The sequence below is a fragment of the Klebsiella sp. CN_Kp104 genome, from assembly GCF_040064515.1.
Taxonomy (GTDB): Bacteria; Pseudomonadota; Gammaproteobacteria; order Enterobacterales; family Enterobacteriaceae; genus Klebsiella; species Klebsiella aerogenes.
The window spans coordinates 1-10387 of sequence record NZ_JBEAII010000013.1 but is presented as its reverse complement, the minus strand read 5'-3'; the positions used below and the strand labels follow the sequence as shown (position 1 = coordinate 10387).

General features: G+C 50.3%; 23 protein-coding genes. 1 reads left to right on the top strand and 22 read right to left on the bottom strand.

The genetic code is table 11. The annotated features are described in order from the left end of the window. The 19 genes from rpsE to rpsJ all read right to left on the bottom strand — a co-directional run bounded on the left by rpsE (position 1) and on the right by rpsJ (position 8542). Entirely contained in the window at positions 1-504 is a 504-nt protein-coding gene (rpsE, locus tag ABLU80_RS13265; protein WP_015703641.1) for a 30S ribosomal protein S5, read from the bottom strand. A 14-nt stretch (positions 505-518) separates the two neighbouring features. After that, positions 519-872, bottom strand: coding sequence for a 50S ribosomal protein L18 (rplR, locus tag ABLU80_RS13260; protein WP_006817270.1), 354 nt, complete (start codon positions 870-872; stop codon positions 519-521). A 9-nt stretch (positions 873-881) separates the two neighbouring features. Beyond that, a complete protein-coding gene (gene rplF, locus ABLU80_RS13255; RefSeq protein ID WP_008807049.1) occupies positions 882-1415 on the bottom strand; it encodes a 50S ribosomal protein L6 in 534 nt (177 codons plus the stop codon). A 12-nt stretch (positions 1416-1427) separates the two neighbouring features. Continuing rightward, on the bottom strand, positions 1428-1820 hold the full coding sequence (gene rpsH / locus ABLU80_RS13250; protein WP_008807048.1) for a 30S ribosomal protein S8: 393 nt from the start codon (positions 1818-1820) through the stop codon (positions 1428-1430). A 33-nt stretch (positions 1821-1853) separates the two neighbouring features. Continuing rightward, the gene (gene rpsN, locus ABLU80_RS13245; protein WP_002919667.1) at positions 1854-2159 is read right to left on the bottom strand and encodes a 30S ribosomal protein S14; all 306 of its coding nucleotides are present in this window, start codon (positions 2157-2159) and stop codon (positions 1854-1856) included. A 14-nt stretch (positions 2160-2173) separates the two neighbouring features. Further along, the gene (gene rplE, locus ABLU80_RS13240; RefSeq protein WP_003031123.1) at positions 2174-2713 is read right to left on the bottom strand and encodes a 50S ribosomal protein L5; all 540 of its coding nucleotides are present in this window, start codon (positions 2711-2713) and stop codon (positions 2174-2176) included. A gap of 14 nt (positions 2714-2727) precedes the next feature. Continuing rightward, the gene (gene rplX, locus ABLU80_RS13235) at positions 2728-3042 is read right to left on the bottom strand and encodes a 50S ribosomal protein L24 (RefSeq protein WP_015369424.1); all 315 of its coding nucleotides are present in this window, start codon (positions 3040-3042) and stop codon (positions 2728-2730) included. Positions 3043-3052: 10 nt separating this feature from the next. Further along, the gene (rplN, locus tag ABLU80_RS13230) at positions 3053-3424 is read right to left on the bottom strand and encodes a 50S ribosomal protein L14 (protein ID WP_000613954.1); all 372 of its coding nucleotides are present in this window, start codon (positions 3422-3424) and stop codon (positions 3053-3055) included. Between the two features lie 164 nt (positions 3425-3588). Further along, entirely contained in the window at positions 3589-3843 is a 255-nt protein-coding gene (gene rpsQ, locus ABLU80_RS13225; RefSeq protein ID WP_002438707.1) for a 30S ribosomal protein S17, read from the bottom strand. After that, the gene (rpmC, locus tag ABLU80_RS13220) at positions 3843-4034 is read right to left on the bottom strand and encodes a 50S ribosomal protein L29 (protein ID WP_002919754.1); all 192 of its coding nucleotides are present in this window, start codon (positions 4032-4034) and stop codon (positions 3843-3845) included. The genes rpsQ and rpmC overlap by 1 nt, the downstream gene beginning before the upstream one ends. Continuing rightward, positions 4034-4444 (bottom strand): 50S ribosomal protein L16, encoded by a 411-nt coding sequence (gene rplP, locus ABLU80_RS13215; protein WP_002919759.1) that lies wholly within the window; start codon positions 4442-4444, stop codon positions 4034-4036. The genes rpmC and rplP overlap by 1 nt, the downstream gene beginning before the upstream one ends. A gap of 12 nt (positions 4445-4456) precedes the next feature. Continuing rightward, a complete protein-coding gene (rpsC, locus tag ABLU80_RS13210; RefSeq protein ID WP_002919766.1) occupies positions 4457-5155 on the bottom strand; it encodes a 30S ribosomal protein S3 in 699 nt (232 codons plus the stop codon). A 17-nt stretch (positions 5156-5172) separates the two neighbouring features. Next, entirely contained in the window at positions 5173-5505 is a 333-nt protein-coding gene (gene rplV, locus ABLU80_RS13205) for a 50S ribosomal protein L22 (protein ID WP_002919773.1), read from the bottom strand. A gap of 14 nt (positions 5506-5519) precedes the next feature. Continuing rightward, on the bottom strand, positions 5520-5798 hold the full coding sequence (gene rpsS, locus ABLU80_RS13200; RefSeq protein WP_001138115.1) for a 30S ribosomal protein S19: 279 nt from the start codon (positions 5796-5798) through the stop codon (positions 5520-5522). Between the two features lie 16 nt (positions 5799-5814). Then, positions 5815-6636: a 50S ribosomal protein L2 gene (gene rplB / locus ABLU80_RS13195; protein WP_015369423.1), complete on the bottom strand. Its 822-nt coding sequence runs from the start codon at positions 6634-6636 to the stop codon at positions 5815-5817. A 17-nt stretch (positions 6637-6653) separates the two neighbouring features. Then, positions 6654-6956, bottom strand: a complete 303-nt coding sequence (gene rplW, locus ABLU80_RS13190; protein ID WP_000617546.1) for a 50S ribosomal protein L23 — start codon at positions 6954-6956, stop codon at positions 6654-6656. Next, on the bottom strand, positions 6953-7558 hold the full coding sequence (gene rplD / locus ABLU80_RS13185; RefSeq protein ID WP_000424395.1) for a 50S ribosomal protein L4: 606 nt from the start codon (positions 7556-7558) through the stop codon (positions 6953-6955). The genes rplW and rplD overlap by 4 nt, the downstream gene beginning before the upstream one ends. 10 nt (positions 7559-7568) lie before the next feature. Then, positions 7569-8198, bottom strand: coding sequence for a 50S ribosomal protein L3 (rplC, locus tag ABLU80_RS13180; RefSeq protein WP_015369422.1), 630 nt, complete (start codon positions 8196-8198; stop codon positions 7569-7571). Positions 8199-8230: 32 nt separating this feature from the next. Beyond that, entirely contained in the window at positions 8231-8542 is a 312-nt protein-coding gene (gene rpsJ / locus ABLU80_RS13175) for a 30S ribosomal protein S10 (protein ID WP_001181005.1), read from the bottom strand. A 376-nt stretch (positions 8543-8918) separates the two neighbouring features. Here rpsJ and ABLU80_RS13170 point away from each other — a divergent pair, with 376 nt between their 5' ends. Continuing rightward, positions 8919-9401 carry an A24 family peptidase gene (locus tag ABLU80_RS13170; RefSeq protein ID WP_045380604.1) on the top strand — a complete coding sequence of 161 codons (483 nt, stop codon included), beginning with the start codon at positions 8919-8921 and terminating at the stop codon, positions 9399-9401. Here the strand turns inward: ABLU80_RS13170 and bfr are convergent. The 3 genes from bfr to ABLU80_RS13155 form a co-directional block, all read right to left on the bottom strand. Continuing rightward, a complete protein-coding gene (bfr, locus tag ABLU80_RS13165) occupies positions 9385-9861 on the bottom strand; it encodes a bacterioferritin (RefSeq protein ID WP_015369420.1) in 477 nt (158 codons plus the stop codon). The two genes, ABLU80_RS13170 and bfr, sit on opposite strands and share 17 nt — an antisense overlap. 74 nt (positions 9862-9935) lie before the next feature. Next, complete coding sequence (bfd, locus tag ABLU80_RS13160) at positions 9936-10130, bottom strand: bacterioferritin-associated ferredoxin (protein ID WP_015369419.1); 195 nt, start codon at positions 10128-10130, stop codon at positions 9936-9938. Positions 10131-10310: 180 nt separating this feature from the next. Beyond that, positions 10311-10387, bottom strand: a 77-nt coding sequence (locus tag ABLU80_RS13155; RefSeq protein WP_072077167.1) for an elongation factor Tu, incomplete at its 5' end; no start/stop codon positions are given.

Sequence of the window (10387 nt, the reverse complement as noted above, 5' to 3'; positions counted from 1 at the left end):
TTATTTCCCCAGAATTTCTTCAACGGATTTACCACGCTTGGCAGCGACCATATCTGGAGACTTCATATTTTCCAGGCCATCAATAGTTGCACGAACCACGTTGATCGGGTTGGTGGAACCATATGCTTTAGCCAGAACGTTACGAACCCCAGCGACTTCCAGAACGGCGCGCATTGCACCACCGGCGATGATACCGGTACCTTCGGAAGCCGGCTGCATGAATACACGAGAACCCGTGTGAGTACCCTTAACCGGGTGCTGCAGGGTGCCAGTATTCAGCGCGACGTTAATCATATTGCGACGGGCTTTTTCCATCGCTTTCTGGATCGCTGCTGGAACTTCACGCGCTTTACCGTAACCAAAACCTACGCGACCGTTACCATCACCAACTACAGTCAGAGCTGTGAAGGAGAAAATACGACCACCTTTAACGGTTTTAGATACGCGGTTTACCGCGATCAGCTTTTCCTGCAGTTCGCCAGCTTGTTTTTCGATGTGAGCCATCTTACACCTCTACCTTAGAACTGAAGGCCAGCTTCACGGGCAGCATCTGCCAGTGCCTGGACACGACCATGATATTGGAACCCGGAACGGTCAAAGGAAACATCTTTGATGCCTTTTTCCAGAGCGCGTTCAGCAACAGCTTTACCCACAGCTGCAGCCGCGTCTTTGTTACCGGTGTACTTCAGTTGTTCAGAGATAGCTTTTTCTACAGTAGAAGCAGCTACCAGAACTTCAGAACCATTCGGAGCAATTACCTGTGCGTAAATATGACGCGGGGTACGATGTACCACCAGGCGAGTTGCACCCAGCTCCTGGAGCTTGCGGCGTGCGCGGGTCGCACGACGGATACGAGCAGATTTCTTATCCATAGTGTTACCTTACTTCTTCTTAGCCTCTTTGGTACGCACGACTTCGTCGGCGTAACGAACACCCTTGCCTTTGTAAGGCTCAGGACGACGGTAGGCGCGCAGATCTGCTGCAACCTGACCGATCACCTGCTTATCAGCGCCTTTCAGCACGATTTCAGTTTGAGTCGGACATTCTGCAGTGATACCGGCCGGCAGTTTATGCTCAACAGGATGAGAGAAACCTAAAGCCAGGTTTACTACATCCCCTTTGACCGCTGCACGATAGCCTACACCAACCAGCTGAAGCTTTTTAGTGAAGCCTTCGGTAACACCGATAACCATTGAGTTCAGCAGGGCACGCGCGGTACCAGCCTGAGCCCATCCGTCTACGTAACCATCACGCGGACCGAAGGTCAGTGCATTATCTGCATGTTTAACTTCAACAGCATCGTTGAGAGTACGAGTCAGCTCGCCATTTTTACCTTTGATCGTAATAACCTGACCGTTGACTTTAACGTCAACGCCGGCAGGAACAACGACCGGTGCTTTAGCAACACGAGACATTTTTTCCTCCGATTAGGCTACGTAGCAGATAATTTCGCCACCAAGACCAGCTTGGCGCGCTGCACGATCAGTCATAACACCTTTAGAGGTAGAAACAACTGCGATACCCAGACCCGCCATAACTTTCGGCAGCTCATCTTTACGTTTGTAGATGCGCAGACCTGGGCGGCTGACACGCTGAATGCTTTCTACAACAGCTTTACCCTGGAAATACTTAAGAGTCAGTTCCAGTTCCGGCTTGATGTCGCCTTCAACTTTAAAATCTTCAATAAAGCCTTCTTCCTTCAGCACGTTGGCAATTGCCACTTTCAGCTTGGAGGAAGGCATGGTGACCGCAGCTTTATTCGCGGCCTGACCGTTACGGATACGGGTCAGCATATCCGCGATCGGATCTTGCATGCTCATCTGTCTTTACTCCCGTGATTCAATTGGTGACAATTACCAGCTAGCCTTTTTCAGACCCGGGATTTCACCGCGCATAGCGGCTTCACGGACCTTAATACGGCTCAACCCGAACTTCCGCAGGAAACCATGCGGACGACCTGTTTGACGGCAGCGATTACGCTGACGAGACGGGCTGGAATCACGCGGCAGAGTCTGCAGCTTGAGAACAGCGTTCCAACGATCTTCGTCGGTTGCGTTCACATCAGAGATGATAGCTTTCAGTTCAGCGCGTTTAGCGAAGAATTTATCAGCTAAAGCCACGCGCTTTACTTCGCGTGCTTTCATTGATTGCTTAGCCATTAAGTAACCCTACCTTACTTGCGGAACGGGAAGTCAAAGGCAGCCAGCAGAGCGCGGCCTTCTTCATCAGATTTCGCAGTAGTGGTAATGGTAATATCCAAACCACGAACGCGGTCGACTTTATCGTAGTCGATTTCTGGGAAGATGATCTGCTCACGGACACCCATGCTGTAGTTACCACGACCGTCGAAAGACTTAGCGGACAAGCCACGGAAGTCACGGATACGCGGTACAGCAATAGTGATCAGGCGCTCAAAGAACTCCCACATGCGCTCGCCGCGCAGAGTTACTTTACAGCCGATCGGATAGCCCTGACGGATTTTGAAGCCTGCAACTGATTTGCGTGCTTTGGTGATCAGCGGTTTTTGACCGGAGATTGCTGTCAGGTCAGCTGCTGCGTTATCCAGCAGTTTCTTGTCAGCGATCGCTTCACCAACACCCATGTTCAGGGTGATCTTCTCGACCCGAGGGACTTGCATGACAGAATTGTAGTTAAACTCAGTCATGAGTTTAGCGACTACTTCGTCTTTGTAGTAATCATGCAGTTTCGCCATCGTACTACTCCAAATTACTTGATAGTTTCGCTATTAGATTTGAAGAAACGGACTTTTTTGCCGTCTTCGAATCTAAAGCCTACACGGTCAGCCTTGCCGGTTGCCGCGTTGAAGATAGCAAGGTTAGAGACTTGAATAGCTGCTTCTTTCTCTACGATGCCGCCTGGTTGGTTCAGGGCCGGAACCGGCTTCTGATGTTTCTTAACCAGGTTGATACCTTCAACAATGACCTTGCCGGAAGACAGGACATTTTTAACTTTACCGCGTTTACCTTTATCTTTACCGGTTAACACGATAACTTCGTCATCACGACGGATTTTCGCTGCCATGATTCGCTCCTTAGAGTACTTCTGGTGCCAGAGAGATAATTTTCATGAACTTCTCGTTACGAAGTTCACGAGTTACCGGCCCAAAAATACGCGTACCGATAGGTTGCTCGCTGTTATTGTTTAAAATAACGCATGCATTACCATCGAAGCGAATGACAGAACCGTCCGGGCGACGAACACCCTTCTTGGTGCGCACCACTACCGCCTTCAGCACATCACCTTTCTTGACCTTACCACGCGGAATTGCTTCTTTGATGGTGATCTTGATGATGTCGCCTACGCCTGCGTAGCGACGGTGCGAGCCACCCAGAACCTTGATACACATTACGCGACGTGCACCGGAGTTGTCGGCGACGTTCAGCATAGTCTGTTCTTGGATCATTTTAGTGCTCCGCTAATGTCAACTACTACTGGGACCCAAAAGCTGGGTCGTTAAAAAGCCCCATATCGAGGGCGCGGCATTATAACACCGCTTCTGCAATATGGGTAGAAAAAATAAACGGCCCATCGCTGAGCCGTTTATTCGTATTGAGAATGCGTACTCTATTACAGAACCGCTTTCTCTACAACGCGAACCAGCGTCCAGGACTTAGTCTTGGACAGTGGACGGCATTCACGGATTTCAACCTTGTCGCCGATACCACATTCGTTGTTCTCGTCATGTACGTGCAGTTTGGTCGTACGTTTGATGAATTTACCGTAGATCGGGTGTTTCACAAAACGTTCGATAGCAACAACAATGGATTTCTCCATTTTGTCGCTAACTACGCGACCTTGCAGAGTACGGATTTTATCGGTCATTACGCACCCGCCTTCTGAGTCAGTAAAGTCTTAACGCGTGCAACATCACGACGCACTTGCTTCAGCAGATGAGTCTGTTGCAGCTGGCCACTTGCAGCCTGCATACGCAGGTTGAACTGCTCACGCAGCAGGTTCAGCAGCTCAGCGTTCAGCTCTTCAACGCTTTTTTCACGCAGCTCTTTTGCTTTCATTACATCACCGTCTTAGTTACAAAGGTGGTTTTGATCGGCAGTTTCGCTGCTGCCAGGCCGAATGCTTCACGGGCCAGCTCTTCCGGTACGCCGTCCATTTCATAAAGGACTTTACCCGGCTGAATCAAGGCAACCCAGTACTCCACGTTACCTTTACCTTTACCCATACGAACTTCCAGCGGCTTCTCGGTGATCGGTTTGTCCGGGAATACACGGATCCAGATCTTACCTTGACGCTTAACTGCACGGGTCATAGCACGACGTGCTGCTTCGATCTGACGTGCAGTCAGACGACCACGGCCAACAGCTTTCAGACCGAAAGTGCCGAAGCTAACATCCGTACCCTGCGCCAGACCACGGTTGCGGCCTTTGTGCACTTTACGGAATTTTGTACGCTTTGGTTGTAACATCAGCGACGCTCCTTATTTACGGCCTTTACGCTGCTGCTTTTTAGGTTGAGCAGCCGGTTCCGGTTGTTCAACAGCAGCCATACCACCCAGGATCTCACCTTTGAAGATCCATACCTTAACGCCGATTACACCGTAAGTGGTGTGCGCTTCAGAGGTGTTGTAGTCGATGTCAGCACGCAGAGTGTGCAGCGGTACGCGACCTTCACGGTACCATTCGGTACGTGCGATTTCCGCGCCGCCCAGACGGCCGCTAACTTCAACTTTGATACCTTTAGCGCCCAGACGCATTGCGTTCTGTACAGCACGCTTCATAGCACGACGGAACATAACGCGACGTTCCAGCTGAGAAGTGATGCTGTCAGCAACCAATTTAGCGTCCAGTTCAGGCTTACGAACTTCGGCAATATTGATCTGTGCAGGAACGCCAGCGATATCCGCTACGACCTTGCGCAGTTTTTCTACGTCTTCGCCTTTCTTACCGATAACGATACCCGGGCGAGCAGTGTGAATGGTCACACGGATGCTCTTAGCCGGACGCTCGATAACGATGCGAGATACAGACGCTTTAGCCAGCTCTTTAGTTAAGAACTGACGTACTTTAAAATCGCTGTCCAGGTTGTCAGCGAATTCTTTGGTGTTCGCGAACCAGGTAGAGTTCCATGGTTTGACAATACCCAGGCGAATACCATTAGGATGTACTTTCTGACCCATTGCTAGTCTCCAGAGTCTCAGCGATCGGACACAACCACAGTGATGTGGCTGGTGCGCTTCAGGATGCGATCTGCACGACCTTTAGCACGCGGCATAATGCGCTTCATGCTCGGGCCTTCGTCTACGAAAATTTTCGCAACTTTCAGATCATCAATGTCAGCGCCATCGTTGTGTTCAGCGTTAGCAATGGCAGATTCCAGTACCTTCTTGACCAGTACAGCAGCTTTTTTGTTGGTGTAGGTCAGAATATCCAGGGCCTGCGACACTTTCTTACCGCGAATCAGGTCAGCTACAAGGCGAACCTTCTGAGCAGAAGAACGAGCATGGCGATGTTGAGCTAAAGTTTCCATCTCTTCCTCCTACCTTATTTCTTCTTCGCTTTTTTATCAGCAGCGTGGCCGCGATAAGTACGAGTCGGTGCGAATTCACCCAGTTTGTGACCAACCATTTCGTCGGAAACAAAGACTGGAACGTGCTGACGACCATTATGGACAGCGATGGTCAAACCGATCATGTTAGGAAAGATCGTTGAACGACGGGACCAAGTGCGCAGGGGCTTCTTGTCTCCGCTTTCCACCGCTTTCTCTACCTTCTTCAGCAAGTGCAGGTCAATAAAAGGACCTTTCTTGAGAGAACGTGGCATGGCTTATCCTCTAAAATTATTTGCTACGGCGACGTACGATGAATTTATCAGTACGCTTGTTGCTGCGGGTCTTCTTACCTTTGGTCTGCAGGCCCCACGGGGATACCGGGTGCTTACCAAAGTTACGACCTTCACCACCACCATGTGGGTGATCGACTGGGTTCATCGCAGTACCGCGAACGGTAGGACGAACACCACGCCAGCGTGCAGCACCTGCTTTACCCAGAACGCGCAGCATATGCTCAGCATTGCCAACTTCGCCCAGAGTAGCGCGGCAGTCTGCTTCGACTTTACGCATTTCACCAGAACGCAGACGCAGGGTGACATAAGCACCGTCACGAGCAACGATCTGAACGTAAGTACCAGCGGAACGAGCCAGCTGACCGCCTTTACCTGGTTTCATTTCTACGTTATGAACGGTAGAACCAACCGGGATATTGCGCATCGGCAGGGTGTTGCCTGCTTTGATTGCAGCATCAACGCCAGACTGAATCTGGTCGCCAGCTTTCAGGCCTTTCGGGGCCAGAATGTAACGGCGCTCACCGTCTTTGTACAGAACCAGCGCGATGTTCGCGGAACGGTTCGGATCGTACTCAAGACGTTCAACAACTGCCGGGATACCATCTTTGTTGCGTTTGAAGTCAACAATACGGTAAGCCTGCTTGTGACCACCACCGATATGACGAGTGGTGATACGGCCATTGTTGTTACGACCGCCGGATTTGCTGTTTTTTTCAACCAGCGGAGCAAAAGGTTTGCCCTTGTGCAGCTCTGGGTTGACCACTTTAACAACGTGGCGACGACCCGGAGATGTCGGTTTACATTTAACAACTGCCATTGTATTACTCCTCCGACTTACTCAGCGCCGCCGACGAAGTCCAGATTCTGGCCTTCCTTCAGGGTGACGTAAGCTTTTTTCCAGTCGCTACGACGACCGATACGCTGTCCGTGACGTTTAACTTTCCCTTTAACTACCAGGGTGTTAACGACTTCGACTTCGACTTCAAACAGTTTCTGCACAGCAGCTTTGATTTCTGCTTTGGTCGCGTCTTTAGCAACTTTGAGAACGATGGTGTTGGTTTTTTCCATCGCAGTAGACGCTTTTTCAGAAACGTGCGGTGCGCGCAGCACCTTCAGCAGACGTTCTTCACGAATCATGCCAGCATCTCCTCAACTTGCTTAACAGCATCAGCAGTCATTACGACTTTGTCGAAGGCGATCAGGCTAACCGGGTCGATACCAGTCGCATCGCGTACGTCAACCTTGTGCAGGTTACGTGCGGCCAGGAACAGGTTCTCGTCCAGCTCACCGGTGATGATCAGCACATCTTCCAGAGCCATGTCTTTCAGTTTCTGAGCCAGCAGCTTAGTTTTAGGCGCTTCTACAGAGAACTTCTCGACAACGATCAGACGATCCTGACGTACCAGTTCGGACAGAATGCTTTTCAGCGCGCCGCGGTACATCTTCTTGTTAACTTTTTGACTGTGGTCCTGCGGACGAGCAGCGAAGGTTACGCCACCGGAACGCCAGATCGGGCTCTTGATAGAACCTGAACGCGCACGGCCGGTACCTTTCTGGCGCCATGGCTTTTTGCCTGAACCAGTTACTTCAGCACGAGTCTTCTGAGCACGAGTACCCTGACGCGCACCAGCTGCATAAGCAACAACAACCTGGTGAACCAGCGCTTCGTTGAAATCACGACCGAAGGTAGTTTCGGAAACAGTCAGCGCGCTCTGCGCGTCTTTCAATACTAATTCCATTGCTATCCCCTTACGCCTTCACAGCTGGTTTAACGATCAGGTCGCAGCCGGTTGCACCCGGAACACCACCTTTAACCAGCAGCAGGTTGCGCTCAGCGTCAACACGTACTACGTCCAGGCTCTGAACAGTAACGCGTTCGTTGCCCAGCTGACCTGCCATTTTCTTGCCTTTGAACACTTTGCCCGGAGTCTGGTTCTGACCGATAGAACCCGGAACGCGGTGAGACAAGGAGTTACCGTGGGTAGCGTCCTGGGTACGGAAGTTCCAGCGCTTAACGGTACCAGCGAAACCTTTACCTTTAGAGGTACCGGTTACGTCAACTTTTTTAACGTCAGCAAACAGTTCAACGCTAATGTTCTGACCAACGGTGTATTCTTCACCATCTGCCAGACGGAACTCCCACAGGCCGCGGCCAGCTTCTACGCCAGCTTTAGCAAAGTGACCAGCTTCCGGCTTAGTTACACGGTTAGCTTTTTTAGCACCAGTGGTAACCTGAATAGCGCGATAGCCATCGTTAGCCAGATCTTTGACCTGAGTAACGCGGTTTGCTTCAACTTCGATAACGGTTACTGGGATAGAGACGCCATCTTCAGTGAAGATGCGGGTCATACCCACTTTTTTACCGACTAAACCAATCATTGTATCAACCTCTCAATCGCTCGATGACCTGATTAACCCAGGCTGATCTGCACGTCTACACCGGCAGCCAGGTCCAGACGCATCAGAGCATCAACGGTTTTTTCAGTTGGCTCAACGATGTCAACCAGACGCTTGTGAGTACGAATCTCGTACTGATCACGCGCATCTTTGTTGACGTGCGGAGAGATCAGAACGGTGAAACGCTCTTTGCGGGTCGGCAGCGGGATCGGACCACGGACTTGCGCACCAGTGCGCTTAGCAGTCTCGACGATTTCCGCGGTTGATTGATCGATCAGACGATGATCAAACGCTTTAAGGCGGATACGGATTCTTTGGTTCTGCATGAGACCAGAGCTCCAATTATTTTATAGACGAAATGATTACTCCTCATACCCATTACGATTGATGGGAGAGTGTAACCGTTCTTACAGAGTTCCCCGATTGGGAACATTGTTAGGTAGCAAACTGCGCTACCAGGGCTCATATCGAACCGGCCGTCAATTTTGACAGGCCCGCGCATTATACGCAAATTCAGGCGCGACGCAAGTGCTGATTAGAAAATCATCACCACAATTTGCGCGTCTTCTCGCCCAGGCGTTCGGCAATGCAATAACACGATAAATAAGTCAGGAAGCAGCCATCCATCTTACACAAACGCGCTTTGCGCAAAGGCGCGACGATAAGCAAAGTGAGCGCATTATCCCCGAACAGGAGTGCTCCATGCTCACCGTCCTCCCCTTCTTACTTTGCTACTGTGGATTAACCCTTGCGCTGTGCCGTCAGGACCTGCTTCACGGTCTTCTTCCCGACAGACTCACCTGCCCCCTGCTGTGGAGCGGTCTTGTTTTTTACCTGTGTCTGGCGCCGCAGCGGTTAGAAGATGCCGTCTGGGGGGCAATTGCCGGCTATCTTTTTTTTGCCCTGCTCTATTGGCTATATCGCGGGCTTCGCGGATATGAGGGACTAGGTTACGGCGACGTTAAATACCTTGCCGCCCTCGGCGCCTGGCACGGCTGGCAAAGGTTGCCGCAGTTGGTATTGGTCGCCTCTCTGTTTGCCGGGATGACATGGGTGACATTGGCGCTGCTCAGGAGGAGGAGGCAACAACGATGGGATTTGAACAACCCGCTGCCGTTTGGGCCATTTCTGACTGCAGCGGGTTTTTGGTGCGGGTGGCAGACGTTCGCTAGTCTGACACTTTGATCTGCGATTGAAGGTAATTTTGCAGACCGATTTTACCAATTAAATCTAGCTCTGTTTCCAGCCAGTCAATATGGCCTTCTTCATCGGCAAGGATTTCAATCATCATATCGCGACTGACATAATCATGAACGCTGTCGGCATAGGCGATTGCCTCGCGCAGGTTTTGCGCGCCTTCCAGTTCCAACCTTAAGTCAGACTGCAACATCTCTTCAACATCCTCACCGATGCCAAGTTTACCGAGATCCTGCAGGTTAGGCAGCCCTTCAAGAAACAAAATACGCTCGATGTACTTATCGGCGTGTTTCATCTCATCGATAGATTCATGATATTCAATATCGTTGAGGCGCATCAGGCCCCAGTTCTTGAACATTCTTGCATGAAGAAAATACTGGTTAATAGCAACCAGTTCGTTTCCCAATAATTTATTGAGATAACTTATGATTTTGACATCACCTTTCATTATAAAGTCCCTCCGCTTCCACTTATTGAAGCGTAGTCCGGGCTATAAGGATGTCAAAAAGAGAAGAGTCGCGATCAGGCGATTTCTTTGAATTCCGGCATGCTGGTTAATTCATCTTCCATCACTTCACGTGCCGCGCGGACGCACTTACCGCATTGATTTCCAACGGGAATAAACTTGCGTAATTGTTGAAAAGATTGCGGTTGAAATTGACGCACAACCTGACGGATTTTTTTATCGCTTACGCCATTGCACAAACAAACGTACATATAAACTCCCGTTCAATTTATGCACAAAGTTTAAATGAGAATAGTTATGATTACAATAGACTGTTTATTAATTATCCCTGGCGGCGCACTTTATGAATATTTATACCATCGCGGCTTATCACCAAATCATAGACAGCAAAAAGGGCGCCGAAGCGCCCTTTTTAATTCAAAGCTAACGAATTAGCCCAGAACTTTAGCTACAACGCCCGCGCCAACGGTACGGCCGCCTTCACGGATTGCGAAACGCAGACCATCGT

Bases quoted from the DNA above. Each gene is read 5' to 3' on its own strand.
- rpsE (WP_015703641.1), bottom strand. From the start codon at position 504: ATGGCTCACATCGAAAAACAAGCTGGCGAACTGCAGGAAAAGCTGATC.
- rplR (WP_006817270.1), bottom strand. From the start codon at position 872: ATGGATAAGAAATCTGCTCGTATCCGTCGTGCGACCCGCGCACGCCGC.
- rplF (WP_008807049.1), bottom strand. From the start codon at position 1,415: ATGTCTCGTGTTGCTAAAGCACCGGTCGTTGTTCCTGCCGGCGTTGAC.
- rpsH (WP_008807048.1), bottom strand. From the start codon at position 1,820: ATGAGCATGCAAGATCCGATCGCGGATATGCTGACCCGTATCCGTAAC.
- rpsN (WP_002919667.1), bottom strand. From the start codon at position 2,159: ATGGCTAAGCAATCAATGAAAGCACGCGAAGTAAAGCGCGTGGCTTTA.
- rplE (WP_003031123.1), bottom strand. From the start codon at position 2,713: ATGGCGAAACTGCATGATTACTACAAAGACGAAGTAGTCGCTAAACTC.
- rplX (WP_015369424.1), bottom strand. From the start codon at position 3,042: ATGGCAGCGAAAATCCGTCGTGATGACGAAGTTATCGTGTTAACCGGT.
- rplN (WP_000613954.1), bottom strand. From the start codon at position 3,424: ATGATCCAAGAACAGACTATGCTGAACGTCGCCGACAACTCCGGTGCA.
- rpsQ (WP_002438707.1), bottom strand. From the start codon at position 3,843: ATGACCGATAAAATCCGTACTCTGCAAGGTCGCGTAGTTAGCGACAAA.
- rpmC (WP_002919754.1), bottom strand. From the start codon at position 4,034: ATGAAAGCAAAAGAGCTGCGTGAAAAAAGCGTTGAAGAGCTGAACGCT.
- rplP (WP_002919759.1), bottom strand. From the start codon at position 4,444: ATGTTACAACCAAAGCGTACAAAATTCCGTAAAGTGCACAAAGGCCGC.
- rpsC (WP_002919766.1), bottom strand. From the start codon at position 5,155: ATGGGTCAGAAAGTACATCCTAATGGTATTCGCCTGGGTATTGTCAAA.
- rplV (WP_002919773.1), bottom strand. From the start codon at position 5,505: ATGGAAACTTTAGCTCAACATCGCCATGCTCGTTCTTCTGCTCAGAAG.
- rpsS (WP_001138115.1), bottom strand. From the start codon at position 5,798: ATGCCACGTTCTCTCAAGAAAGGTCCTTTTATTGACCTGCACTTGCTG.
- rplB (WP_015369423.1), bottom strand. From the start codon at position 6,636: ATGGCAGTTGTTAAATGTAAACCGACATCTCCGGGTCGTCGCCACGTT.
- rplW (WP_000617546.1), bottom strand. From the start codon at position 6,956: ATGATTCGTGAAGAACGTCTGCTGAAGGTGCTGCGCGCACCGCACGTT.
- rplD (WP_000424395.1), bottom strand. From the start codon at position 7,558: ATGGAATTAGTATTGAAAGACGCGCAGAGCGCGCTGACTGTTTCCGAA.
- rplC (WP_015369422.1), bottom strand. From the start codon at position 8,198: ATGATTGGTTTAGTCGGTAAAAAAGTGGGTATGACCCGCATCTTCACT.
- rpsJ (WP_001181005.1), bottom strand. From the start codon at position 8,542: ATGCAGAACCAAAGAATCCGTATCCGCCTTAAAGCGTTTGATCATCGT.
- ABLU80_RS13170 (WP_045380604.1), top strand. From the start codon at position 8,919: ATGCTCACCGTCCTCCCCTTCTTACTTTGCTACTGTGGATTAACCCTT.
- bfr (WP_015369420.1), bottom strand. From the start codon at position 9,861: ATGAAAGGTGATGTCAAAATCATAAGTTATCTCAATAAATTATTGGGA.
- bfd (WP_015369419.1), bottom strand. From the start codon at position 10,130: ATGTACGTTTGTTTGTGCAATGGCGTAAGCGATAAAAAAATCCGTCAG.